This window comes from Haladaptatus ordinarius, assembly GCF_054177595.1.
The window spans coordinates 26,463-51,526 of record NZ_JBPEHH010000016.1 but is presented as its reverse complement, the minus strand read 5'-3'; the positions used below and the strand labels follow the sequence as shown (position 1 = coordinate 51,526).

Sequence of the window (25,064 nt, the reverse complement as noted above, 5' to 3'; positions counted from 1 at the left end):
GCCTGTTATAACAGCCAGTATTAAAAGTCCTCTTCGTCGCTGTCGAAGAGCACCGTTCGGAGGACGGTGCCGGCGGCGCGGCGGACGCGCTCCGAGAGCGCCTGTTGTGAGATGTCGAACTCGTCGGCGAGGTCACCGAGGGTCGCGTTCCTCGGAACGTCGAAGTAACCGCGTTCGACGGCGAGCACGAGGGCCTCTCGTTGTTCGGGCGTCAACCCGAACTCCTGTCGGGTGGCGTTCGTATCGGTCATCACCCGTTCGAGTCGGTACCGGATATCGTGGTCGTCGCAGTAATCGTCGAATTCGGCGAGTTCTGCGTGGTCGTCGAACCGGAGCCGGAATCGCCACTCGCCGTTACCGTAGGCTTCGAGGATGGTCGCACCGACCGCCGCGATACCGTGGATGAGACTCTCCACTTCGTCACCCCACACGACGCGGTAGAGTATCCGGTCGTCACCCCGGTCGACCGCCACGAGGTCTTCGACGTGCGGGTTCGTCTCCACTTCTCGTTCGAACGACTCGAACTCGGTGCCGACGGCCCAGAAGAACGGAAGCACCTGTCGTGACGCGGGGATGACCCGTTCCAGTTCGACGTGGACGTCAGTGTCGGTGAGCAACACGGTTCCGAGTACGAACTGCTCGCCGGAAATCGTCATATCTGCCGTGACGGTCATGAAAGCTAGACGCTACGAGCGGTTATAGCGCCTACGCCACGTCCTCGATGGCGTCGAGCAGGAGGTTGATGCCGAGGTCGATTTCGCGCTCGGTCACGTCGAGTGGCGGGAGAATGCGGAGGGTCTTGTAGCCACACCCGAGCGTGAGGAGACCCCGCGAGAGGGCCGCGTCCACGACGGCCTCCCGGCGGTCTTTGGTGTCGAACTCGACGGCGAGCATCAGGCCGCGACCGCGAACGTCGGTGACGGAGGCGGGGTCTGCGTCCTCGATTATCTCTCGGGCCTGTCGGCCGCGCTCGGCGACGTTCGAGAGCAGGTCGTGTTCTCGAATCGCGTCGATGGTGAGTACGCCCTGCAGCGAGGAGAGCACGTCACCAGCGCCCCACGTCGAGGAGAGTCGACCCTTCTCCTCCGGGAACGTGTCCGACCGGGAGATGGTCGCACCGACGCGGAGTGCCTTCGCGCTGGTGATGACGTCGGGTTCGAGGTCGAGGTGGTCGATGGCCCACATCTCGCCCGTGCGACCCATCCCGGACTGAATCTCGTCGGCGATGACCTTGACGTCGAATCGCTCTCGAATCTCGGCGATGTCCGCGACGAACTCGTCGTTCGGGACGCGATACCCACCCTCGCCCTGGAGGGGTTCGAGGATGATGTACGAAACCTCTTCGGGAGCGATGATACCTTGCTCGGGGTCGAGTTTGTCGGCGATGACGTTGCCGCCCGGCCCCTTCGTCTTCCAGCCACAGTCACACTCGCCCGCACAGGAACAGTAGGGGACGGCCACGATACCCGGAATCTCCGGGTAGCCCTTTCGGTGTGCGACTTTCGAGCGGTTGAGCGAGAGTGCGCCGAGGGTTCGACCGTGGAACGCGCCGTCGAAGTTGAACGCGCGGTGGCCTCGGTGCTGGTAACAGATTTTGATGGCGTTCTCGACGGCTTCCGCGCCGGAGTTCGAGAGGAAGACGGTGTCCATGTCGTAGTGGCTCGTGCTGTCGATGAGCCGCTCCATCAACTGCGACGGCCCGGGAAACTCGGGGTCTTCCGGCGGCCACCCACCCGACGCGTAGAAGTCCTGCCCAGCGATTTTCGTCGGGTCGGGAACGTCCAACTCGCTTAACGTGTCCATGATTTTGGGGTTGTTGTACCCGAGCGGAGCAGCCGCGACGTGACTCGTGAAATCGAGAAGGACGTTTCCGTCCACGTCGGTGCAGAACGGTCCCTCCGCGTCTTCGGTGATGTCCCAGACGAAATCGTAGACGTACGTCGTCGGAGCAGCGAACTGGTGGTGGTAGTCTGCCCACTGCCGAGCTTTCTCACCGGGCATCTCCCGAACACGAGGTTCGGCCGTGTCACGGTTCATGCACCCGCGTACGGAAAGCCCCATTTTAAAAAGTTCGTTGTGCGGCCGTCTAGATTACTGCGACGATGGCGGTGAGTCCAGACCCGGCGAGCAGCACCGTACTCCAGACGGCGACCCGGTAGGCGAACTGTCGGTTCGGTGCGGAGATAGTCAGCGCCGCCTTGACGATGATGCTCGACGCAGTGGCGAGGAGGATACCGAACACGGCGGTCTGCTGGCTCAGATTACCACCGCTGTAGAGGGTGACGGCCGAGGCAGTCACGCCAGCACTCGACACCAGTCCCGACAACAGCGCCGTGATGTAAAAGCCCGTTTCGCCGAACTGGCTCTTCGCCACCGCCCCGCCAACGACGACGAGCAGGAAGATGACGCCGAAACCGAGCACGTTCTGGAGCGAGAACGGACTGTCGAGGTCGATGTCCATCTTCTGTGACCAGTCCGCCGAGTAGGCGGCGATAGCGACGCTGCCGACGATGATGGTTCCCAGCGGGAGAATGGCCCCGTACAACGTCTTGTCCGGATTGCCCGCCGTGAACGCGAGCGCGATGACCAGATTTCGAACCGCCATCGCGGCGTCGGCGAGCAGGATGGCCGCGACCCCGTAGGAGGCGGCTTCCGGGCGCTGGCGGACGTGGTCGAGCATGGTTCCGACCACGGCAGTCGAGGAGGCCAGTCCACCGAAAAAGCCCGTCACCGCGATGCCGCGCCCGCCGTACGTCTCGACGACGGCGTAGTTGGCGATGCCGATACCCGCGACTGTGACGACCATCAACCAGATGAGACGGGGACTGACGGTGACGCCACCGAACGCGACTTCACCCGGTGGCAAGAGCGGATAGATGACGAACGCGAGAATGGCGAACTCCGCCGCCGAACGGAGTTCTTCCCGCGACATCCCCCAGGCGAAACTGTGGAGTTCCCGTTTCAACACCAGCAGTAGCGACGACACGACGGCGACGGTGACGCCGACGAGGATGTATCCCTCCGCGACCAGCACGCCGACGCCGAAGGTCACGAGCATCGAGACGGACGTGGTGAGCGAGAGTCCCGTGTCTTCGTCGTCGTCCATCAGCCCCTGTACGGCGAGCAAAATCCCCTGCACGATGACGAGGAGACCACCGAGCGCGAGCAGGACGTCTTTGCCGATTACGGTGAACGCCGCACCGAGGAGGCTGATGAGGGTGAACGTCCGGATTCCGGCGGACTTCTGTGACCACTCGCGCTCCAGACCGAGAAAGAGACCGAGCGCTCCCGCGATGGCGATTCTGACCACGTGGCTGTCCAACGTAGCCGTCGCGAACGCGTCTTCGAAGCCAGGCACTCTATAGACTATATATTCCGCCGGGTAAAAGGATTGCTGGCACCGCCACGCCGTGTACGAAATCTTTATGCACTGCGCCCAGTCTTCTGCCGTATGGGCGGCAGATGGAATATTGACAAATCTCGCGTCGCGTGGTGGACCGCCGGTGGGGCGCTGGGACTCGCGACGCTCTTGGTCGTCTACTCGTTCATCGGAACCTTCGTCTTCGGTCTCTTTCTCTACTACTCGACCCGACCGGTGTACCGTCGGTTACGGCGGGTTATCCGGCCGCCGAGTCTCGCTGCTGCCACCGCGCTGTTGGCCCTCGCGCTTCCCGCGATTTTGCTCCTCGTGTACACCCTCGCCATCGGTGTCCAAGAACTCTCGACGGTGGTACAGAACACGCCCATCGAGGCGCTCCCGGAGTCGGTTCGACAGTACGCGAACGTCTCGACCATCGCACAACACCCCGGAGATTTCTTCACAGACGGGAGCAACACGAAACTCATAGAACAGGCGTTCGGCGAGACGACGAAGTACGTCGCGTTCGTCGGCAACGCCGTCCTCCACCTGTTCGTGATGATAGCTATCGCGTTCTATCTGCTTCGTGACGACCACAAACTCTCACGCTGGTTCCACCGAACGTTCGGGGACAGCGAAGGTGTCCTCGAAGCGTACGTCAAACGCGTCGACACCGACTTCAACAGCATCTTCTTCGGGAACATTCTGAACGCCTTCCTGACGGGCACCATCGGCGCTATCTCGTACAACATCATCGACATGGTCGCGCCCGCCGGCCTGGGTATCCCGTACCCGACTATCCTCGGACTGCTCACTGGCATCGCCAGTCTCATCCCGGTCGTGGGAATGAAACTCGTCTACTTCCCGGTGACCGCCGTCATCGGCGTCGAGGCACTGATACTGCGCGACGCAGGTGTGTTGTGGTTTCCGGTGGCATTCGCCCTCGTCTCGTTCGTCGTCGTCGACTCCATCCCCGACCTCGTCTTGCGACCCTACGTCTCGGGCCGAAACCTCCACGTTGGGATGGTGATGTTCGCCTACATCTTCGGGCCGCTGTTGTTCGGTTGGTACGGTATCTTCCTCGGACCCATGATACTCGTACTCGTCGTCCACTTCGTCGAGGTCGTCCTGCCGGAACTCATCGCAGGCAAGCCGATTCAGCCGTGGGCGGTCGACCCGACGTACCTGGGCGGTCAGCAGCCGTCTCTATCCGCGTTCGACGACCCGGCGGATTCGCCGGCCACCGAGAGCGGGGACTCGCCAGCCACCGTCGACGAATTGGAACCGACGGAAGAACCGGCGGAGATGACGCCGAGCGAGAGCGACGAGAGCGGAAAGTGACCGAAGCGCAGTGGCGAAAACGAGTCCGACAGGAGAGCAGCGACGAACGAGTCGGACACCGGACCCGCATCGCCGTTCGAGTGTCGTCAGTACACGACACGTTCTCGTGAGATGAGAGTCTGCTCGATTAATTAAGTTCCCTCCCTCCCATCTCTCGGATATGTCTCCCTCTCTCAGCGGTTGGTTCGAACGCCACCGGGTCGCGACGTACGTCGTTCTCACGTACGGCATCTCGTGGTCGCTGTTCGGCCTCTGGTCTGTCACACCGGAGTCCACCCCCGTTTTCAAGACGTTACTGTTCGTCGGCGGCGGATTCGGCCCGATGGCTGCCGCCGTCGTCCTGTTGGCGGCACGTGGGCAGAGCCTCGGTGACTGGTTCAGGAGCGTGTTCCGCTTTCGAGTTCGACCGCGATACTACCTGGTAGCGCTCGCGTTCCCCATCGCGGCGCTCGTCGTCGCCAGCAGGGTTCACGCGTTCGTCCTCGGTGGGGCCACGACAGTGGACCGGCTTCCCGCACTCTACGAGTACCCCATCTTTCTGGTGTTCATCTTCTTCCTCGGCGGCGGACAAGAGGAACCTGGCTGGCGCGGCTACCTCCTGCCGCTGCTACAGTCCAGATACAACGCCCTGATAGCGGCGCTGATAATCGGAGTCGTCTGGGCGGTGTGGCATCTTCCACTGTTCGTCTTCTCGGGAACGGTGCAGTCCGACATGCCGTTCTGGCTGTACGTGCCACAGGTCACTGGTACGTCCATCGTGCTGACGTGGCTCACCAACGTCTCGCGTGGGAGCGTCCTCCCGGCCATGGTGTTGCACGCCGGAGCCAACGCGGTAATCAACTACTACGCCGTCGGCGGGGTCACTGGAGCCACGACGAAAACCGGCTACGGCCTACTGACGGCCTTCGTCGTTCTGGTCGCCGTCGTGCTGGTGGTCCGGTATGGCCCGACGCTCCGGCCAGGGGGGAGAGAAGACGGCGTGAACGTCATCGACCCCGTCGTGCCGTCGGACTGACGGCCGTCGGGTCGTCGAACGAGCGTACTACGGACGGCGCTTCGTTGCTACCGCGTTCACTCGTCCGAGTACTCGAGAAACTGTGTTTCCCACTCGCGCCGCGACTCGATTTCGTCTTTCCCGCTGTCGGTGAGCACGTAGTAGTTTGTCCGCGGGTCCCGTTCGCCTTTCTCGACCAACCCCTTCTCGACGAGGGTGTCGAGGTTGGGATACAGCCGACCGTGGTGGACGTCCACGTCGTAATATTTCTCCAGGTCCTCTTTGATCGCCAGGCCGTGTGGCTCGCCGTGACCAGCGATAACGTACAGAATGTCGCGCTGGAATCCCGTCAACTCGTTTATTGTCGAATATCCTATATTTATCTAGATAGAATAAATGTAACAATTTCGAAATTTACGCGGCGAATCGTCCTCTCCCTCGGAAACCCGAGTCCGCCGATCGGGGACTGCACTTATCACCGTTGCCGTCGTCTAGAGACGTATGCCAGAAGAGGTTCTATTCGAAACGGAAGCGACACAGAGTCGAGGCGACGTAGCCACCTACCTTCGAACCGTCGCTGACAAGCTCGAAAGCGGGGAGGCGATTACGCTGAACGCAGGAAGCCAAACCGTCACGCTGGACCCGCCGGCTCGTCCGGTGTTCGAAGTGAAAGCCGAACGAGAGACTTCCTCGGGCGGACGGAGCGAGATGAGTGTCGAGTTCGAATTGGAGTGGAAAGAAGGCGAAGAGAGTGGGGAGGGGTCGTTCGAAATCGAATAACCTCGGCTCGAGACTTCGAGAAGTCCGGAGACGGACGTGCTGAGTTCGACGGACCGACGACCGTCCGAGGTCTGAGAGGTGATTTTCGAGGACGAACGGAGCGCCGGTCGAGTGTTCTCGTATGGAAAGAGTAGACACTGCCGTTCAGAAGTATCGGTTCGAAAGGAAAGCGGAATACGCGGGGGCGAAAAGACCCCGCGAACCGCTTGCCGCCCTGAATTGGTCCCCGCTGACGCTTCGGCCCTCCAAAGCGAAGCGTCAACTGGAACAATACGGCCTATTACTATAAAGGTAACGATTTCGATAGCTGTGAGAGAGCTGTCGGAATTAAATCAGATGTGCTCTTCTTCGAGCACCCATCCCAACGCCCGCTTGTAGTACGTGAACATCTGTCGGACGCTCTCGTGGTTCATCTCGTCGCTCTCGAGGTGTTCCTGGAGGAACTCGTACTGTTCGCGAATTTCCGCTTCGTCTCTCATGTGGTGTGGCTTTTCGCTTCTCTGGGTTATCAGTGTCGGCGTCTTCGCGAGGCCAGTTTTCAGCGGACGTTTCGAGCAGTCGTTTCCGACCGTCTCGAATCCGCGCCACGTGGTCAGCGCAGCGTCCGGAAAAACGGTACGGATTCGCTACCGGAACCGCGTCAGTCACCTTCGCTCTGGCTCTCCCCGTCTACGGCGTGTGCGAAGACGAACTCTCGAAGCAGTTTCCCGCCGAGCGAGGCGGCTTGTCCATCGTCGCGGTCGTTCACCTCGACGACGTCGCAGCCGACGACGTCGGTCGTTTCGGCGACGTCGCGAACCACATCGCGCATCTCCCGTGGCGAGAGTCCGAACGGCTCCATGGTTCCGGTACCGGGTGCGAAACCGGGGTCTGCACCGTCGATGTCGACGCTGAGGTACGTGGTGCCGTCGAAGTCGGGGGTCCAGTCGGCCACCGCTTCGGGCGGAACGACGGTCACGTCCGATTCGGCGGCGCGCTCCCACTCCTCCTCGCTTCCGGTTCGAGCGCCGAGGATGATGGCGTGGTCGGCGACGTCGAGGACGTGCCGAGTGACGGTCGCGTGGCTCAGGGAGTTACCGTCGTACTCCTCACGCAGGTCGAGGTGAGCGTCGAGACAGACGAAGGTGTCCGGTTCGGTCGCTCGCACTCCCGCTAGCGTGACGGTGTGTTCGCCGCCGAGCAAGAGCGGGATAGCACCGTCCCAGACGACGTCGGTCAGCACGCCCTCGAGATAGTCGAGGTACTCGTCGGCGTCGTCCCACGAGCGAACGTCGCCGTGGTCGTGTACCGCGAGGTTGGAGAAGAACTGCCCGGTGCGATGGTCGTAGTCGTCGAACGTCCGGGCGAAACGTCGGATTCGTTCGGGACCGAATCGCGTGCCGGGCTGGAACGTGGTGGACACGTCGAGCGGCGCGCCCACCACCACGAAGTCCGCTCGTTCGCGGTCGGAGGACGCCCCGGGAAACATCTACTGAACGATCTTTCGCTGGTCGTCCATTTCGAGGTACTCTATCTGGTCGTCGGGGGAGAGACCCATTCCCTCGGGCGTCTTGATGGTGATGGTCTCGTACGTGTCGAGGTCCATGACCTGCGCGACGGTGTCGCTCTCGACGCTGACGACCTGGCCCTGTTTTCGGTTGATGATGGGCACCCATATCTTCGCGTCCACCGGCTGGCTGAGACTGCGTTTCTTGTCGTCGAACACACCCTTTCCTTCGATTCGGGCCTTGGCACTGCCGTGTTTGCCCGGTTTCGCCGTACTGTAAGATTTGATGACACACGCAGCGCCGTCCATCATCACGTAGTTACCTTCTTTCAGTTCACGGACTTCCTTCTGCTCTTTCGCCATACCGCCGATTTGCGTTCGCTGTAGTATAAACCGTTTGGAAACGCCGCGCTATGGCGCGTGTAATTCGAAACCGAGAATGGTGCAGAAACCGCGATTAGAACCCGGACGAGAGACGTTTTCCGCGACTCGTACGACCGTAGCTGGCTTCCACCAGTTTCACGAACGCCGTTTTCACGTCGTCCGTTACTTGGTCTTCACAACCGTCTGTATCGACGGTTTGTGAGTCGCTTCGGTTCTCTGTCGGAGCGTTGACCTCGGTACCGTGTTACCGGCAGCTTGGTTTTTGCCCCGCACCTACGCCGATATCGTCGTAGGCCGTCCGATTAGTCCTCGCGGCTCCCGCCACAATGGAAGCTATGTCATGTACGATAATGAATGTTTCTCAGGAGTTCCGACACGAGACGAGTGAACGGATGTCGAGCGTTGGTTTCACATACGAGAACTTTTACCATCGCACACGAATCGACACCCATGCCGGAACATCCGCTCAAACAGCGGTTCGTCCTCGACACGTCCGTCTTTCTCACGGAGGAGATTCGCGACGAGGGCGAGGACCTCGAGTCGGCTATCGACCGCCTGCTCGATTCCATCGCCACGGCGAAACTCTCGCTCAATATATCCTGTTACATCCCGCCTTCGGTTCACGACGAACTCACCGCAGTACTCAGAGAGCGCGACGTCGCAGAGTCGGTGCTCACGAAACTCGAAACGTGGGTCATCAAGAAGAACCCCGCTCGCTTTGAGGTGATGATTCCCGCCGAACTCGTCTACCGGTTCATCCACGAGATGAGCGGTCGTGTCGACCGGGGCCTGCGCGTCTCCGAGAAGGCCGTCCGAGAGGCATCGGACGACGGGCAAGCCGACGTCGGCTCCGTCATCTCCGACCTCCGGAGCGAGTACCGGTCGACGCTCCGCCGAGGGGTCCTCGATTCTCGCGAGGACTTCGACCTGCTCATTCTCGCGCGAGAACTCGACGCGGGCGTCGTCACCGAAGACACGGGCATCATCAACTGGGCCGAGGACTTCGGCCTGCGCTACCTCCGTGGACGCGACTTGCCGTCCCTCCTCGAAGAGTACATCGAAGCCAGTAAAGAGACATAACCCGGCCTCGTCGCGGTCGGCCGTCCAACGCCACCTCCGGTCGAAGCCGTGGCCGTATCGGTGTCTCCGCAGGAACGCGACGGTGGGTCGGTGACCGTCGGTGGACGGATGACCTCCGGAAAGTCGAGAGATGGATAGAAACGTTCGTCGGGATAATATATGATTTATCATGTTAGATAAACCGTAGTCGATCAAGCAATAGCAGAGTATGCTCCGCCGACTGGCGTCGACCCTTCGATCTGTGGTGTTCTCCCCGAACCGTTTGCTGATTTTGATCGGTGGCTTCTTTCTCGTCGTTGCCTTGCTCGGCTTCGGTATCCCTGTAACCGAATATCAGGCAACGTACTATGCACAGCCAGTCGAGGGGAAGTCTCCAGACGCTACAGGACACTGGCAGGGAGTCGACGTCGACGAACTGCCATCGGAGTGTCGAAAGGTCGCGTACGAACTCGCCGCCGGTCAGACGGTGTCCGAGGCCGGTTACCAGTTTCCGTCCGAACGGCAGATGCAATCCGATGGAAGACAGGGTGACGATCCCATCCTCCTCGTGAAACGAACGAACCTCTCGGACAGTTGGCGGGTCGGGGATTCGTTCTTCGGTGATCATCTCGTCTCTGGCGAATATCTGCGCGTTGAGGGCCGATACTATCATCTCTGGGGGCGGTATAGCGAAGGAGTGTTTTCGTTCAGGCACAAACAGCTCCTTTACTCTATCGCCCTGACTGGTCTCGTTCTACTTGGCATCGGACTCTTCAAAGAGATGAGTTAGCGAACGAGGGTACTGACATGACTCGCTGTCCATATCACCCCTGTCGGTCGAGGAACGCGGAGACCCGCGATAGCCCGTCTTCCAACTCGTCGGCCGGAAGCCCGAATCCGATGCGGAAATATCGGTCGTAGCCGAACAGATTGCCCGGCGCGAGGACGACGCTCTCTTCTTCGACGACGCCGCGACAGAACGCCTCGCCGTCCTCGAACGAATCCGGAATCCGGACGAAGCCGTTCACGCCGACCGGGTCGTACCAGTCGAGACTGTGCGACTCGACGAACTCCCGCACCCTGTCCCGATTCCGCGTCGCCAGTTCGCGGTTCTCGGTCAGAATCTCGTCTTCGTGTTCGCCGAGTGCCTGTCGCGCGACGTGCTGGCCGACGATACCGGGCGAGATGGTCGTGTAGTCTTTCCACTGCCACGCGCTCTCGACGACCTCCTCCGCACCGACCAGCCAGCCGAATCGCAACCCTGCGAGTCCGTAGGCTTTCGTCAGACTCGTCGTGCTGATGCCGTGTTCGCCCATGCTGGCTACCGTGGGCAGGGGGTCGTCCGCGAGCAGGCGGTACACCTCGTCACAGAGCAGATAGGCTCCGGCGTCCTCGGCGAGGTCGTAGAGCGCCTCGACTTTCTCCCGTGGGTGATAGCGTCCTGTCGGATTGTTTGGATTATTCAGTACGATGACGCGAGTGTCGTCCCGAATCGTGTCTGCCACGGCGTCCACGTCGAGTTCCCACTCCGGCGGTTCCAGCCACACCCGACTCACCTCGCCCATCGACTCCGGTACCGCGTGGAGTGCCTGGTAGGTCGGGGTGACTATCACTGCGTGGCCGCCATCGGCGAGTAGACTCAGGAACGCGAGGAAGTTCGCCTCCTGCGTGCCGCAGGTAAAGAGCACTTCGTCGGCGTCTCGGTCGTAGCGGTCGCCGACTTCGGCGCGGAACTCGGGGTCGCCGTTCGTCGGGATGACGTAGCCCAGTTTTCCGGGGTCGAGGTCGAAACGGTCGGCGTCGAGACTCCGAATGCCACTCTCGGCGAGCATGATGTCCGCTTCGTGTTCGTACTCGGCGAACCAGCGTTCGAGACCGAAGGGTTCGATGTGCATACCGAACCTTGGTCGCGGTCGGTGGAAAAACTACGGAACGTGGCAATCACGGTACGTCGACGTACTTGTGTCCTTCAAGTCGACCGAATCTCCGTGTGCTATCGCTCCGTGAATCAAAAACACGAACCGGGTTGCTACTCCTCCTTTCCGTCTCGTGGACAACTGATATCGACCGTCACTTCATCGACTTTCTGTATCTGCACTACAGTAACACAGGTGTTGTTTCACTCTCTCTCACGGCGCTCCCGCAAGTTCTGTCGCGTGAACTGCGGCGTCGCCCGAATCCCCCGCCGCTTGCGGAACGACCGATAGAGGAGACCCGTGACGACGAGCGAAATCAGGCCCGAAACCGCGGCGGCGGGAAACGCTTCGGCGACGTACAACACCGCCGTCGTCAGGCCGCCGAACGCGAGCAGGATGCCGTAGATGAGTCGTTTCGCCAGCAGGTCGAACACGTCGTTGTCGTCCTGGATGGCGACGCGAGCGTAGAGGTCGTCGCGGTCGATGCGGTCCAACGCTCGCTCCAGTTTCGGCGGCGTCCGGACGATGGACTGGGCCGACGCCTGGAGCTGGTCGCCGGTCTCGGAGAGATACTGTTTGACGGACTCCTCCCGGTAGCCCTGTTCGGTCAGATACTCCGTCGCCACCGCGATGAAGTCGAACTCGGGGTCCAGGGTGACACAGACGCCCTCGACGACCGTCGCCACTCGCAAAACGAGTGCGAGATTCGACGGAAGGCGGAGCGGGAACTCGTAGATGGTGTCTTCGACCTGTCCGACTATCTGCTGGACGCGATACGTTTCGATGTCCTCGCCGCGAGCGTCCTCGATGGCGAGTTCCATCACCTTCCCCATCGTCGCCCGGTCGGCTTCCGGGCTGAGAGTGCCCATCTCGATGAGCGCGTCCAGGATGCCGTCGATGTCCTGATTCGCGACCGCGACGTAGAAGTCTACGATCTTCCGCTGGATGAACTGGTCGACCCGACCGCTCATCCCGAAGTCGTAGAAGATGATGGTGCCGTCATCCTGGACCGCGAGATTTCCGGGGTGTGGGTCGGCGTGGAAGACGCCGTCTTCGATTATCATCTGGAGGTACGCGCGCTGGAGCGTCTCGGCCAGTTCGTGACGGTCGATGCCCTGGGCGTCTAAATCCGCGACCCGGTTTATTTTCGTCCCGCCGATGTACTCCATCGTGAGTACGCGTGGGCCGGAGTGACTGTCGACGACCTGCGGGATTTCGATGTCCTCGTCGTCGGTGAAGTTCGTCCGAATCTCGGCGAGCATCGACGCCTCACGACCGTAGTCCATCTCCTGTCGAATCGTGCGGGCGAACTCGTCGGCGAGGTTCTCCAGCGAGAAGGCTCGCGCTTGCCCGATGAACCGCATGAGGATCGGAAGCGACCACCGAATGACGCGCAGGTCGGCTTCGACCAACTCCTCGATGCCGGGACGGCGAACCTTCACCGCGACTCGCTCGCCGTCGATGGTGGCGGCGTACACCTGTCCGAGACTGGCACCGCTTATCGCCTCGGTGTCGAACTCGTCGAAGTGTCGTGCGACCGGCCCGAGTTCCGCTTCGACGACCTGCTCGGCTTCGTCCCACGGGGCAGGTGGCACCTCGTCCTGAAGCTTCGACAGTTCGTCGACGTACTCCGGCGGAAGGATGTCCGGGCGCGTCGAGAGCAGTTGACCGAGTTTGATGAACGTCGGCCCGAGCGTCAACAGCGATTCGAGGAGCGTGTCCGCTCGCTCGATTCGCGTCTCGCTGGTCACCTGTCGGGACGCCCCGAACAGGAGAAATCGGTGGCGGTCGCGTGCGTAGCTCAGCAGGAGCGGCAGGAAGTGCCACGAGACGACGAAGAACCGACGATACGCGCGAAGAGATGCCAGAGTGACCACCCGGGGCTAACGGCCTTCGATTGGAATCGATTGCTCCGGTGCCGACGATTGCTTCGGGAGCGTGATTTCGAGCACGCCACGGGCGATGGTGGCTCCGCCGCCCGCGCCGGCCGCGTCCGGCGGCAGTGGGAGTTCCGCGTCGAGAAACAGCGACCGTTCCTCGTTCAGATAGTTGAACTCCCGTGGGACCTCTTTCTCACGCCGCGCTTCGATCTGGAGGCGGCCATTCGTCACGTCGATATCGATAGTTTCCTCGGTGACGCCGGGCATATCCACGACGAGGAGATACGCGTCGTCGCTTTCCAGCAGGTCTGCGAACACGGCGTCCGGAAGCTCTCGCAACGCATCACGCAGCGCTGACATGGATGGGATTTGGTGGGGAGGCCCGAAAAAGGGTGCGGTCTGGGAGACGGGCCAGCACGAACGGGAATCGAGGAGGGGCCCATCCGACCTGCTGTCTGGCTGACGACACGTGTTCCCCGCTTCCTTTTTGGTCGTCGTCACGAACGACAGTGTATGAGCGACCAGCAACCGGACAGAAAACGGTCCGGATTCAAGGAGACGACGCGCGTGGCGGCGGCCCGCGACCGCCTCCGGGAGGCAGTATCCGGCCACGAGCGAACCGAAACCATCTCACTCGACGCGGCGGACGAGCGAGTGCTCGCAGAAGAGGTCGTCGCCCCCCGGAACGTTCCCCACTTCCCACGGGCGGCGATGGACGGCTACGCGGTACGAGCGCAGGACACCTTCGGTGCGAGCGACCGGTCGCCCGAGATTCTGCGGCGGGCCGACGAGATGGCCCCGGGCGCGGCGGTTCGGGTCCACACCGGCAGCGACGTTCCCGATGCCGCGGACGCGGTCGTGATGATAGAGCACGCAGAGGAGTTCGGCGAGGACGTCGAGGTGTTCGACGCCGTCGCGGAGGGCGAGAACGTCGCTCCGGTCGGCGAGGACGTCGAAGCCGGACAGTCGCTCTACGACCCCGGCCACCGACTTCGGCCGTCCGACCTCGGGATGCTGAAATCGGTCGGCGTCCGCGAGGTGACGGTGTACGACCGCCCCCGCGTGGCCGTGATTCCAACCGGTGAGGAGCTGGTCCAGTCCGACCCCGAACCGGGCGAGGCCATCGAAACCAACGGGCTGACCGTCTCGCGCTACGTCGAACGCTGGGGTGGCCACGCCACCTACCACGACGTCGTGACCGACGACGAGGACGCCCTGCGCGAGGCTATCGAGTCACACCTCGACCACGACGTGGTCGTCACCACCGGCGGTTCCTCGGTCGGCGAACGCGACCTGCTCCCCGAAGTCGTCTCCGAGATGGGCGAGATTCTCGTCCACGGCGTGGCTCTGAAACCGGGCCACCCCGTCGCGCTCGGAGCGGTGGACGAGACGCCAGTCTTGATGCTCCCTGGTTATCCCGTCGCGTGCATCGTCAACGCCGTACAGTTTCTCCGCCCCGCGACGAAGTGGGTCGGCAACCTCCCCGTCGGGTCCATGCCGATCACCACCGCACGACTCGGCCGGAAGATTCGGAGCGAACCCGGCGTTCGCACCTTCGTTCGCGTCACGCTGGACGACGGCGAGGCGACCCCGACCCGGGCCAGCGGTTCGGGCGTCCTCTCCAGCGTCGCGCTGGCCGACGGCTGGGTCGAGGTACCGGAAGAACGCGAGGGGATACCCGAAGGAGAGACGGTCGAGGTGGCAAACTGGGAGTGGTCTGCGTGACCGAGCGCAAGGAGTTCCGCGACCTCGCCGAACCGGCGACGGCACACGAAGCCATCGCGTCGCTCGACCTCGCACCCGACACGGAACACGTCTCGCTGGCCGACGCTCGCGGGCGAGTGCTGGCCGAACGACTGGACGCCGACCGCGACGTGCCAGGCTTCGACCGGGCGAGCATGGACGGCTACGCGGTGCAAGCGCGGGACACCTTCGGCGCGGACGAAGCCGACCCTGAAATTCTCGACCTCGTGGGGACGGTCCACGCCGGCGAGAAACCCGCCGTCGAAGTGGGTGCCGGCGAAGCGGTCGAGATATCGACCGGTGCCGTGATGCCGCCCGGTGCGGACGCCGTGGTGATGGTAGAACGGACGACAGAGGTCGAACGCGAGTCGCCATCCGACTCGGAACGAGCGAGCGGCGTCGAAATCCGCACTGGCGTCGCACCCGGCGACCACGTCATGTTGTCGGGCGCGGACGTGGCGGCGGGCCAGCGCGCGCTCGGCCCCGGTACGCGACTCACGTCGCGGGAAATCGGCCTGCTCTCCGCGCTCGGCGTCGAGGAGGTCCCCGTCCGTGGGAAACCTCGCGTCGGTATCATCTCGACCGGCGACGAACTCGTGCGTCCCGGCAATCCGCTGGACGACGTCGCCGGACAGATATACGACGTGAACAGCTACACCATCGCCACGGCGGTCGAAGAAGCGGGCGGTGAACCGGTGTTGTACCCCCACGCGGGGGACGACTACGACGAGATGGAGCGCTTGCTGCTGGAGGCCGCAGAGGAGTGTGACCTCGTGCTCTCCTCCGGGTCCACGAGCGCGAGTGCGGTGGACGTCATCTACCGCGTCATCGATTCGACGGGGGAACTCCTGCTTCACGGCGTGGCCGTCAAACCCGGCAAACCCATGCTCGTCGGTCGGTTCCCGGCGTCGGCGTACGTCGGCCTGCCCGGCTATCCCGTCTCCGCGCTCACCATCTTCCGGACGTTCGTCGCGCCGGCCATCCGCGAGGCGGCGGGGGTTCCGGAGCCCGCGACGGCCACCGTCGACGCACGGATGGCGGTCGAAGAACGCTACGGCGAGGGCCGAATGCGCCTCATGCCGACCGGACTGGTCGAAGACGCACAGGGGCGGACGCTCGCGTACCCCGTCGACAAGGGGAGCGGCGCGACGACCAGCCTCGTGGAAGCAGACGGCGTGGTGACGGTACAGCCGGACACCGCCTACCTCGCGGCGGGCGAGTCCGTCGAGGTGCGACTGTTCTCGCCCGACGTGCGCCCGCCGTCCGTCTTCGGCGTCGGCGAAGACGACCCCGCGTTCTCGCGCCTGCTCGACCGCCTCGACTCGCCGCGCTACCTGGCGGTCGGCAGTCGGGAGGGCCTGCGGCGACTCAGAAACGGCGTGCCGGATTTCGCGGTCGCGACCGGTGAAACCGCGAGTACGGATGCGACCGCCGCGAGTGCGGAGGCGAGCGAGAAAACCGAACTCGCGTCCTACTCCCGAGAGTGGGGACTGGTCGTCCCGGCCGGAAATCCCGACGACGTCGACGACCTGTCAGCCCTCGTCGACCGCGACCTGCGTTTCGTCAATCGCGGCACCGACTCCGGCCTGCGAACGACGCTGGGGAACGCGCTGGCCGACCTCGCCGACGAACGAGAGACGACGCGTCACGAACTCGTCGAAGCGATTTCGGGCTTCGAACTCGCGGCGAAAGCACACGAGAGCCCGGCCCGGAAGGTCGCCGCTGGCCACGCCGACGCCGGACTCGGTCTGCGTTCGACGGCGGAGAAACTCGACCTCGGCTTCGTCTCGCTCGGCGAGGAGCGAGTTCGCGTGCTGGCGAATCCGGAGCGCGAAGACAAAGCGGGCGTCGAAGAACTCGTCGACGCACTCGATTCGGAGCTAGTCGGTGTACTCGAAGGTCTGCCCGGCGTTCGACCATAGTTCGTCGAACGTGTTCACGCGGTAGTCGCCGAGCACGCACTGGTTTCGGCGGTGGGGGTCGTGGCGCTCGACGTGAACCGCATCGAGTCCGGCGTTCCACGCCGCGCCGACGTCGTTCGCGCCGTCGCCTGCGAGGATACCTCGGTCGCTGGGGCTGACCCCCAGGTCGGCCATCGCGTGTTCGACGGGCGCGGGGTCCGGCTTCCACCCCAACTGCTCGTCACAGCAGACGACGGTGTCGAACCAGTCGCGGATGTCGAGTGCGTCGATGACCGGTTCGGTGAGGAACTCCTGACAGTGGGTGACCAACCCGACCGGACAGTCGAGGTCGGCGACGAACGCGGCGTCGTCGTAGAGGTACGTACATTCCGCGCGTCGCTGTGGATCTTCGATGGAGTGGAAGGCGTCCCAGAACTCAGAGGGGTCGATACCCCACTCGCGCAGATGTGAATCGCGTGCCCCACCCAGTCCGTGCCAGATGACCTCGGACTCGTAGTCGGAGAACTTCCGGCCGAGACGGTCGCTCACGCTGTCGAACACCGAGCGGACGTACGTCTGTTCGATGTCGATGAGGGTGCCGTCCAGGTCGAGCAACCAGAAATCGTACTCGCGGGAGACCATCGGGACTACGTTAGTAGTGCTTCTTCGCTAATAAACGTTCGTTTGGAAACCTGTTCGGAGTCGAACCGCCGGTCAGTCCGCAGACGACTCCATCTCTCGTTCCGCCTCCGGGGCACGCTCCGGTTGGTCATAGAGGTGACACGCCGCCGGATGCTCGCGGTCTTGCAACACCGGCCGCCGGCGTTCACAGACGCTCTCGAATCGGTCGCGCATGAGCGCTATCGCGCCCTCGCGGTCTCCCGAAACGAATCGGTCGAACGACTCGGCGACGGTCGCCCGGTTCTCGCCCGAAAGCGAGTGGTCGAACAGTTCCTCCCACAGTTCGGCTTTCAGCGTCTCGTCGTCGAGTTCTCGAGGGTCGTCGTCTGGCCCGGCAGCCAACTCGCGAACGCCGTCGAGACTGAGTTCGTCGGATTCGAGGCGTTCGCGGTAGTCCATCACCTCACGATAGGCAGCCTGCGATACGTCCAGGTCGGAGGGTGAGATGACGTTCGGACAGCGCGTCCTGAAATGACAGCCAGAGGGTGGATTTCGCGGCGACGGCACGTCGCCCGAGAGCGTGTGTACGTCGCGTTCCTGTTCGTCCGTGTCCGCTCGCGGAACGCTCTCCAGCAGGGCTCGCGTGTACGGATGCTGTGGGTCGTTGAATATCTCGTCCACCGGCCCCACCTCGACGATTTCGCCGAGGTACATCACCGCCACGCGGTCGGAGCTGTGGCGCACCACCGAGAGGTCGTGTGCGATGAACAGGTAGGTCAGGTCGAACTCGTCTTGCAAGTCCTGCAGGAGGTTCAACACCTGCGCTTGCACGGAGACGTCCAGTGCCGACACCGGTTCGTCCAGCACGATGAAATCCGGTTCCAGTGCCAGCGCCCGTGCGATGCCGATACGCTGGCGTTGGCCGCCCGAGAACTCGTGTGGATAGCGGTCGATCTGTCCCGCCGAGAGGCCGACGCGCTCCATGAGTTCCTGGGCGCGTTCTCGACGCCTTTCGCGCGAGTCGATACCGTGAACGTCCAGCGGTTCGCGGATTATCTCGCCCGCCGTCATCCGCGGGTCGAGACTGGAGAAGGGGTCCTGGAAGACGACCTGCGCACGCTTTCGAAACTCGGTCATGTCGTCCAACTCGAAGATGTTTCGCCCGTCGAACTCGACGCGGCCGTCGGTCGGGTCGCGCAAGCCCAGGAGCGTCTCACCGGTGGTCGATTTGCCACAGCCGGATTCGCCGACCAGTCCGAGCGTCTCACCCTCCTCGATGTCGAAGCTCACGCCGTCGACGGCTTTCACGCTCTGGGGTTCGCGCCCGAGCAGACGGTCGGTGAGCGTGTCCTGTTCGAAGTAGTACTTCTGGAGGTCTTCGACTCGGACGAGTGGCTCAGTCATGTTGCACCTCCTGTTCGCGGCTCGTTTCGTCCGCCGCTCGTGTCCCGTCGGCGCTCCGTGTCTCGTCCTCAAAGAAGCCGTCCGGTAGCGCACGCGACTCGTCGTACTCCATCTCGGTCAGCACGCAGCGTGCCACGTGTTCGTCGCTCCCCTCGGCGTCGCGCATCGATGGGTGGGACAGACACTCTTCCATCGCTTTCGGACAACGGTCGGCGAAGTAACATCGGTCTTCCATCTCCGAATCCAGCAGGTCGGGGACGTTCCCCTCGATGGGTTGCAGTCGCGACGCGGGGTCTTCCAGGTCCGGAATCGACCCGAGAAGTCCTTTCGTGTACGGGTGAACCGGCGCGTCGAACACGTCTTCGAGCGTCCCGCGTTCGACCAGTTCGCCGGCGTACATCACCCCGACGCGGTCGCACATCCGCGCGATGACGCCGAGGTTGTGCGTGATGAGCACGATGCTCATCCCCGTCTCCGCTTGCAGGTCGCGCAGGAGGTCTAAAATCTGTGCCTGAATCGTCACGTCCAGCGCCGTCGTCGGTTCGTCCGCGATGAGCAGGTCGGGTTCGCCCGCGAGCGCCTGTGCTATCATCGCCCGCTGGAGCATCCCGCCCGAGAACTGGTGGGGGTACTCCTCTGCGCGCTCCGCCGGGTCGGGGATGCCGACCTGTTCGAGCAGGGAGACCGCCTTGGCGTGACTCGCTTCGGTGACGTAGTCCTGTGACGGCAGGACGGTGCTGGAGATGAACTGCGCCAGCCCGTAGCCCTGCGTCCGCGACCGCGTCGAACGCGGGTTCGCGCTCGCGCGACGCTGAACTTCGACCGCCTCCGCAATCTGTTCGCCCACGGTTATCGACGGGTTCAGACTGCTCATCGGGTCCTGGAATATCATGCTGAACGACGGGCCACGCAGGGCACGACGTTCGCGGGTCGTCAACTGTCGGATGTCCACGAACTCGCCGTCGACCGCCTCCGGCCGGTCGGCCTTCGTCTCCTCGGCGAGCGACGGGTTCCGATACCACACCTCGCCGGACGTAATCCTGCCGGGCGACTCCACGAGGTCGATGATAGAGAGCGCGGCGACGCTCTTTCCCGACCCCGACTCGCCGACCACGCCGAACACTTCCTCCTCTCGCACGTCGAAGCTGACGGATTCGCAGGCGTTGACCTGCCCTTTCTCGGTGAAAAAGCGGGTCGAGAGGTCTCGCACGCGAAGCAGGTCGCTCATACGCCACCCCCTTCGCCTTCGATGCCGGGGTCTAACGCGTCGCGCAGCCAGTCACCGACGAGATTGATGCCGATGACGGTCAACACGATGGCGATGCCAGGTACCGTCGAAATCCACCACGAGGTGGCGAGATAGTTACGCCCTTGCGCAATGTCGAAGCCCCACGAGAGGTTCACTCCCGAGAAGCCGAGATACGACAGCGCGCTTTCGAGCAGGATGATGGCGGCGATCTGGATGGTCGCCAGCACGATGATGGGCGTCACGCTGTTCGGAAGGATGTGCTTCCGGAGGATGAACGAGTCACCCGCGCCGACCGACCGAGACGCCTTGACGTACTCCTCGCCCGTCACGGTGAGTGCTTCACCGCGAGCAACGCGGGCGAACCACACCCAGTTAACGAGTGCGACGACGAGGATGACCGTCCCTGGGAGCGCGATCTGGTTGGGCATCCCGGAGACGACACCCACCTCCACCAGTGGATCGGGAAATTTGATAACTGCCCGCTTGAACAGCCCTACCAGTGCGATCGCTAGCACGAGCGATGGGAACGCCAGCATGATGTCGGCACTCCGCATCAGTGCGTCGTCTACGATCTTGCCGTAGTAGCCCGCGACCAGGCCGACCGTCACGCCGATGAGCGCGGCCAGGACCGTCCCGAAAAGTCCAACGAGGATCGACGTTCGCGCGCCATAGATAACCCGCGAGAGCATATCGCGCCCAAGGTTGTCGGTTCCGAGTGGGTGAGACGGCTGTGCCTCGACGTAGGTCGTGTTGTTGACGATCTTCACGGTTCCGTTGACCAACTCCGACGACGTACTGGTCGTCTTCTTGCTGAATCCCAGCGGTGGCAGGTTTGAATTATCCAGGTCCTGTTGGTATGGATTGTGCGGTGCCAACAGCGGCGCGAACATCGCGATGAGGACGATAGCGATGACGATGACGATGCCGATCTTCGCCAGCGCGCTCTGTCGAAGTTCACGTTTGAGATTTCGAAGTGTGCGCGGCGATATCATTCGTAGACTACCTGCGGGTTGATATAGGCGTACAGTGCGTCCACGAAGATGTTCAACACGATGAATCCGGTTCCAACGACGATGAGCGAACCCTGGATGAGCGGCCAGTCACGGGCGTTGATGGCGTTGATTATCAGCGTGCCGAGTCCCGGCCACGCGAACACCTGTTCCGTGATAACTGCGCCGCCGATGAGCGTGCCTAACTGCAAGCCGAGCACGGTGATGACTGGAACGAGCGTGTTTCGCAGGGCGTGTTTGTACCGTACCAACGTCTCCGGCAGGCCCTTCGCCCGCGAAGCGCGGATGTAGGTCTTGCCGAGTTCGTCCAACATCCCGCTTCTCGTCAGTCGGGTGATGAGCGCGGTGAAATACGTTCCGAGCGTGATGGCTGGGAGGATGATGTGTCTCGTCCAGCTGATCAGTCCGTTGAGACTCCCCTCGGTGAACAGTATCTCCAGCGCGGGCAGCAACCCGACGCCGCGATTGCTCGTCGGTAGCGGCCCTGCGACGGCCAGCACCAGCACCAGCATGATGCCAAGCCAGAAGTTCGGCGTGCTAATGCCGACCAGCGAGAACGTCGTCGCCGCGTAGTCAGCCGGTTCGTGTCGCCGGGTCGCGCTGATGACGCCCAGCGGAATCGAGATGACGACGGCGACGAAACTCGCCGCGACGGCCAGTTCTATCGTCGCTGGCAGGCGATTGAAGATGCGCGTGCTCGCCTGCGTCCCGGAGATGTACGAGTAGCCCATATCGCCGTGGAGCAGTCCCCAGAGGTAATCGAGATACTGGACGTACATCGGCTTGTTCAGCCCGAGTTCGGTCGCGATTCGTTGTTTCAATTCCGGACTGGCATCTAACGGTGCGATGAACGTAATCGGGCTACCGGGCGTGATGAATCGGAGGAGGAACACCACCGTCACGACGCCCCAGATCACGAAGATACCCTGGAGGCTCCGTCGGAGCAGGAATCGACCCATCGACATCTAAAGACACCTCCTCGATACCACGGACATTCTATTTCGGCGAGATTGCGTACGCTTCGATGCGTTCGTCGTTCCGAGCCTTCCACTGGAGGCGCTGGCTGACGCCGTACACACTGTATTGTTGGTTGAGGAATATCCACGGCGCCTGGTCGTGGAGTAGCTTGTTCACCTGCTTCAGTTTCTGGTTGCGCTTGTTGCCGTCGGGCATGTTCTGTGCCTCCTTCATCAGTTTGTCCACCTGCTCGTTGCTGTAGGACGTGAGCGCACCGTCCGTCGTCAGTAGCGGGATGATGGTCTGACTAGCGTCGAACGTCGCGTTCCCCCAACCGATGAGGTAGAATTTCGGTCCAGTCTTGATGTCGCCGTCGGTCAACTGTTTCGCTAGTGCATTGAAATCACGCTGTTGCACCGAGCAGTTGACGTTCTTCAGTTGGTCGATTTGCTGGGCCACGGCCTGTGCGATATCCACGTCTTTGAGGTAGCGACCGACCGGTGTATGAAGTTTGATGGTCGCTCCGGCGTGCCCGCTCTCCTCGACCAATCGTTCCGCTTTCTGCTTGTTCGTCGGGTACGGCTTGACGTTCGAGTTGTAGCCGGTGAAGTCCTTCAACGTCGGTTGGCCGGTCTGGTCTGCGAATCCGGAGAGGACGTTCTTGATGATGCTTGGCAGGTCGATAGCGAGGTTCATCGCCTGACGGAACTTGGGGCTGGAGAACGGCTCCACGTCGTAGCGCATCGCGTTGTAGATGATGCGCGTGCTCGGCACCGCAGCAAGGCGGGAGTTCTGCGAGCTTTTCACGCGCCCTGCGTCCTGCGGCGGGACGTTGACGATGATGTCGGTTTCGCCGTTGACAAGTTGGTTTACTCGCGTGCTCGACGATTTCGCCGCCTTGAACGTGAGCTTCGACACCGCCGCCGGGTCGCGCCAGTAGTTCTCGTTGCGACTCAAAACGACCTGCACGTCCTCCCGGTAGTTCTGAAGCTTGAACGGTCCGGTTCCGTTCATCTTCTTGGCGATGTTATTGTTGTTGCTCTCGACCCACGACTTCTGGACGATGTCACAGTAGGACGCGAACAGCGAGAATACGATGGGGTTGACACCGTCGGAGTTGACCTGCACTGCACGTTCGCCATCTACGACTTCCGCACCCGTCACGCCTGAAAGCTGGTCGCTCTGGGAGCTTTCGATGCCGACTTTCGGCTTGACGATGCGGTTGATGCTGTACGCCACATCTTCGGGCGTCAGATCCCCGCCCTCGTGGAATTTCACACCTTCGCGGATGGTGAACTTCACCGTCCCCTGCTCGACGCGCTCGTAGTTCGTCGCCAACTTCTGGACGATCTTCCCCTTCGCGTCACGGGAGAGTAGCCCCTCGTAGACCTGCAAGACGACGTTGTCGGTGGTCGTCTCCCGATGGTCTTGCGGGTCGAGCGTCGTGGGCATCTGCCCCTGCGTAATCGTGACCGGGAAGTTCTCCGGTGTCTTCCCGCCCCCGCCATCGCCGTCGCTGCTGGTCGTCGTGGTCGTCGTCCCGTCCTGATTTTGGTTGCCGTCACCACCAGTACAACCAGCAATCGACGCTGATGCTGCTGCTCCACCTGCTAATTTCAAGTACGACCGCCGGTCGATTCGCTCGCCTGGCATACCCTGATATGGCGGGGAGGAACATATATATCTGTGGTAGTAGCCAACACGGGCACGTGTTATTGTATCATGACATGAACGCGGTGAGATGAGAACGACGGGAGGCGGCCGTAGATTTAAGTAATCCGACACCGTGGTTTAAGTATGGCCGTTCACGGCCGTCATCCCCCACTGCGAGACCTGTTCGACGAGTCGCCCACGCCGCACATCGCCCACCCCCCTCACACGCACCATCGAGATTTCTACGTCGCAACTGACGGTTCGTTCAGTCGCGACAGTGGACGGGGTGGTCTCGGCGTCATCATCGAAACCCGAGACGGCAAGCGTGTCGCACGCCTCTCCGTGGCCGAAGACGACGTGCCCGACAACAACGTCGCCGAGTATCGCGCACTCCACCTCGGTCTCGACGTGTTGGCCGTCCGCACCCCTGCGAACGTGCGAGTCGGTGTGCTGGTAGACCACGACCAGCTCGCCGCCAACGTCAACAACGCCGTCCTCGCCAGCAACCGAACGGACTGGCGACCCCCGAAGCCGTTTTGCATCCCGCCTGCGGGGAGGTTCCACTGGCGAGGCATCCGGGCGAGAATCGCTGGATTCGGTGAACTCCGCTCCGCCCGTATCCGGAGCGACCAGAATCCCGCCCATCCACTGGCGAACGCCCCGGACGAGTACGCACACGTGAACCGTGAACCAGCGCGCTGTCTGCTCCCCGACGCGCCGCAGTCGAGTGAGACCCAGATTCCACCACCCTCGCGGGCCGACCGGCACGCGAACAGTTAGGACCGTCACCACTCGTTCGTCCGGTCGACAGCGGAGCGAAACACCTACTATCCCACCCTGTGAGCAGAGCATCCACGGGTGGCACGCGAATGGGCACGATACTCGACTCGATTCACCGATACTGGAAGCGCCGCATCGACCGACCTGACTACCTGCAGGCGTACGTCAAACTCCCCCTCGACACCGACCTCCCCGCACTGGCACACGAGTTCGACGTCGTCTGTGAGGGTCGACTCGACCGCGTTCCGCGACGGGGCGCCTTGCTCGTCGACACCGATTTCGTCCCGGCCGAGCGATTCGATTCGGCACGGTTCGAGGCGGTCGTCGACGAAATCCGGCGGAAGTGTCCCGACCGGTACGTCCTCCACGAATCTACGGCGTGGCGAAGGTACGAAGACGGCGTGGCGAAGATGCACACAGTCGTCCCGGTGAAACCGCTGTTCTCGGAGGCGAACGAAGAGCCGTCGAGTCGAGACGTCCCCGTTCGAGAACGCTCGCTCTGACGGTGACATCGGGCGGTCAGAGAACGCGGCACGAGTTGCGACCTC

General features: G+C 62.5%; 25 protein-coding genes. 9 read left to right on the top strand and 16 right to left on the bottom strand.

Annotated elements, in window-relative coordinates; all coding sequences use genetic code 11:
* Positions 1-20 precede the first annotated feature (20 nt).
* The 3 genes from ACR3FF_RS08360 to ACR3FF_RS08350 are packed head-to-tail and all read right to left on the bottom strand — an operon-like array spanning position 21 to position 3,358.
* Positions 21-674 (bottom strand): helix-turn-helix domain-containing protein, encoded by a 654-nt coding sequence (locus ACR3FF_RS08360; RefSeq protein ID WP_458187532.1) that lies wholly within the window; start codon positions 672-674, stop codon positions 21-23.
* 31 nt (positions 675-705) lie between these two features.
* Entirely contained in the window at positions 706-2,037 is a 1,332-nt protein-coding gene (locus ACR3FF_RS08355; protein ID WP_458187531.1) for a class-III pyridoxal-phosphate-dependent aminotransferase, read from the bottom strand.
* A gap of 49 nt (positions 2,038-2,086) precedes the next feature.
* The gene (locus tag ACR3FF_RS08350; protein WP_458187530.1) at positions 2,087-3,358 is read right to left on the bottom strand and encodes an MgtC/SapB family protein; all 1,272 of its coding nucleotides are present in this window, start codon (positions 3,356-3,358) and stop codon (positions 2,087-2,089) included.
* Between the two features lie 93 nt (positions 3,359-3,451).
* Between ACR3FF_RS08350 and ACR3FF_RS08345 the strand changes: the two genes are divergently transcribed.
* Together ACR3FF_RS08345 and ACR3FF_RS08340 are read left to right on the top strand one after the other, a co-directional pair.
* Entirely contained in the window at positions 3,452-4,699 is a 1,248-nt protein-coding gene (locus ACR3FF_RS08345; RefSeq protein WP_458187529.1) for an AI-2E family transporter, read from the top strand.
* 160 nt (positions 4,700-4,859) lie between these two features.
* Entirely contained in the window at positions 4,860-5,714 is an 855-nt protein-coding gene (locus ACR3FF_RS08340) for a CPBP family intramembrane glutamic endopeptidase (protein WP_458187528.1), read from the top strand.
* 56 nt (positions 5,715-5,770) lie between these two features.
* Here the strand turns inward: ACR3FF_RS08340 and ACR3FF_RS08335 are convergent, their stop codons facing one another.
* The gene (locus tag ACR3FF_RS08335; protein WP_458187560.1) at positions 5,771-6,055 is read right to left on the bottom strand and encodes a PadR family transcriptional regulator; all 285 of its coding nucleotides are present in this window, start codon (positions 6,053-6,055) and stop codon (positions 5,771-5,773) included.
* Between the two features lie 139 nt (positions 6,056-6,194).
* On the opposite strand from ACR3FF_RS08335, the gene ACR3FF_RS08330 reads away from it, so the two are divergent.
* Positions 6,195-6,473, top strand: coding sequence for an amphi-Trp domain-containing protein (locus ACR3FF_RS08330; RefSeq protein WP_458187527.1), 279 nt, complete (start codon positions 6,195-6,197; stop codon positions 6,471-6,473).
* A 332-nt stretch (positions 6,474-6,805) separates the two neighbouring features.
* Here ACR3FF_RS08330 and ACR3FF_RS08325 read toward each other — a convergent pair whose 3' ends face one another.
* The 3 genes from ACR3FF_RS08325 to ACR3FF_RS08315 form a co-directional block, all read right to left on the bottom strand.
* Positions 6,806-6,952, bottom strand: a complete 147-nt coding sequence (locus ACR3FF_RS08325) for a hypothetical protein (RefSeq protein ID WP_458187526.1) — start codon at positions 6,950-6,952, stop codon at positions 6,806-6,808.
* Between the two features lie 161 nt (positions 6,953-7,113).
* Positions 7,114-7,941 carry an agmatinase gene (speB, locus tag ACR3FF_RS08320; protein WP_458187525.1) on the bottom strand — a complete coding sequence of 276 codons (828 nt, stop codon included), beginning with the start codon at positions 7,939-7,941 and terminating at the stop codon, positions 7,114-7,116.
* Positions 7,942-8,322, bottom strand: a complete 381-nt coding sequence (locus ACR3FF_RS08315) for a translation initiation factor IF-5A (protein ID WP_458187524.1) — start codon at positions 8,320-8,322, stop codon at positions 7,942-7,944.
* Positions 8,323-8,793: 471 nt separating this feature from the next.
* Between ACR3FF_RS08315 and ACR3FF_RS08310 the strand changes: the two genes are divergently transcribed.
* Both ACR3FF_RS08310 and ACR3FF_RS08305 read left to right on the top strand, forming a co-directional pair.
* On the top strand, positions 8,794-9,423 hold the full coding sequence (locus ACR3FF_RS08310) for an RNA ligase partner protein (protein ID WP_458187523.1): 630 nt from the start codon (positions 8,794-8,796) through the stop codon (positions 9,421-9,423).
* A gap of 262 nt (positions 9,424-9,685) precedes the next feature.
* The gene (locus ACR3FF_RS08305) at positions 9,686-10,192 is read left to right on the top strand and encodes a hypothetical protein (protein ID WP_458187522.1); all 507 of its coding nucleotides are present in this window, start codon (positions 9,686-9,688) and stop codon (positions 10,190-10,192) included.
* A 34-nt stretch (positions 10,193-10,226) separates the two neighbouring features.
* Here ACR3FF_RS08305 and ACR3FF_RS08300 read toward each other — a convergent pair whose 3' ends face one another.
* The 3 genes from ACR3FF_RS08300 to ACR3FF_RS08290 form a co-directional block, all read right to left on the bottom strand.
* Positions 10,227-11,297 carry an aminotransferase class I/II-fold pyridoxal phosphate-dependent enzyme gene (locus ACR3FF_RS08300; protein ID WP_458187521.1) on the bottom strand — a complete coding sequence of 357 codons (1,071 nt, stop codon included), beginning with the start codon at positions 11,295-11,297 and terminating at the stop codon, positions 10,227-10,229.
* A gap of 224 nt (positions 11,298-11,521) precedes the next feature.
* The gene (locus tag ACR3FF_RS08295; protein ID WP_458187520.1) at positions 11,522-13,195 is read right to left on the bottom strand and encodes an ABC1 kinase family protein; all 1,674 of its coding nucleotides are present in this window, start codon (positions 13,193-13,195) and stop codon (positions 11,522-11,524) included.
* A 6-nt stretch (positions 13,196-13,201) separates the two neighbouring features.
* Positions 13,202-13,558 (bottom strand): Hsp20/alpha crystallin family protein, encoded by a 357-nt coding sequence (locus ACR3FF_RS08290; protein ID WP_458187519.1) that lies wholly within the window; start codon positions 13,556-13,558, stop codon positions 13,202-13,204.
* A gap of 153 nt (positions 13,559-13,711) precedes the next feature.
* Here ACR3FF_RS08290 and ACR3FF_RS08285 point away from each other — a divergent pair, with 153 nt between their 5' ends.
* On the top strand, positions 13,712-14,923 hold the full coding sequence (locus ACR3FF_RS08285) for a molybdopterin molybdotransferase MoeA (RefSeq protein WP_458187518.1): 1,212 nt from the start codon (positions 13,712-13,714) through the stop codon (positions 14,921-14,923).
* Positions 14,920-16,863, top strand: a complete 1,944-nt coding sequence (locus ACR3FF_RS08280; RefSeq protein ID WP_458187517.1) for a molybdopterin biosynthesis protein — start codon at positions 14,920-14,922, stop codon at positions 16,861-16,863. The genes ACR3FF_RS08285 and ACR3FF_RS08280 overlap by 4 nt, the downstream gene beginning before the upstream one ends.
* On the opposite strand, the gene ACR3FF_RS08275 is transcribed toward ACR3FF_RS08280, so the two are convergent.
* The 6 genes from ACR3FF_RS08275 to ACR3FF_RS08250 form a co-directional block, all read right to left on the bottom strand.
* Positions 16,822-17,484, bottom strand: a complete 663-nt coding sequence (locus tag ACR3FF_RS08275) for an HAD family hydrolase (protein WP_458187516.1) — start codon at positions 17,482-17,484, stop codon at positions 16,822-16,824. The two genes, ACR3FF_RS08280 and ACR3FF_RS08275, sit on opposite strands and share 42 nt — an antisense overlap.
* Before the next feature lie 72 nt (positions 17,485-17,556).
* Positions 17,557-18,867 carry an ABC transporter ATP-binding protein gene (locus ACR3FF_RS08270; protein WP_458187515.1) on the bottom strand — a complete coding sequence of 437 codons (1,311 nt, stop codon included), beginning with the start codon at positions 18,865-18,867 and terminating at the stop codon, positions 17,557-17,559.
* Positions 18,860-20,095 carry an ABC transporter ATP-binding protein gene (locus tag ACR3FF_RS08265; RefSeq protein WP_458187514.1) on the bottom strand — a complete coding sequence of 412 codons (1,236 nt, stop codon included), beginning with the start codon at positions 20,093-20,095 and terminating at the stop codon, positions 18,860-18,862. Before ACR3FF_RS08265 ends, ACR3FF_RS08270 begins: the two co-directional genes overlap by 8 nt.
* On the bottom strand, positions 20,092-21,108 hold the full coding sequence (locus tag ACR3FF_RS08260) for an ABC transporter permease (RefSeq protein WP_458187513.1): 1,017 nt from the start codon (positions 21,106-21,108) through the stop codon (positions 20,092-20,094). The genes ACR3FF_RS08265 and ACR3FF_RS08260 overlap by 4 nt, the downstream gene beginning before the upstream one ends.
* Positions 21,105-22,091 (bottom strand): ABC transporter permease, encoded by a 987-nt coding sequence (locus ACR3FF_RS08255; protein ID WP_458187512.1) that lies wholly within the window; start codon positions 22,089-22,091, stop codon positions 21,105-21,107. The genes ACR3FF_RS08260 and ACR3FF_RS08255 overlap by 4 nt, the downstream gene beginning before the upstream one ends.
* 31 nt (positions 22,092-22,122) lie before the next feature.
* Complete coding sequence (locus ACR3FF_RS08250) at positions 22,123-23,736, bottom strand: ABC transporter substrate-binding protein (RefSeq protein ID WP_458187511.1); 1,614 nt, start codon at positions 23,734-23,736, stop codon at positions 22,123-22,125.
* Between the two features lie 144 nt (positions 23,737-23,880).
* On the opposite strand from ACR3FF_RS08250, the gene ACR3FF_RS08245 reads away from it, so the two are divergent.
* Together ACR3FF_RS08245 and ACR3FF_RS08240 are read left to right on the top strand one after the other, a co-directional pair.
* A complete protein-coding gene (locus ACR3FF_RS08245; RefSeq protein ID WP_458187510.1) occupies positions 23,881-24,516 on the top strand; it encodes a ribonuclease HI in 636 nt (211 codons plus the stop codon).
* A gap of 89 nt (positions 24,517-24,605) precedes the next feature.
* Positions 24,606-25,019 (top strand): hypothetical protein, encoded by a 414-nt coding sequence (locus ACR3FF_RS08240; RefSeq protein ID WP_458187509.1) that lies wholly within the window; start codon positions 24,606-24,608, stop codon positions 25,017-25,019.
* Positions 25,020-25,064: the final 45 nt, after the last annotated feature.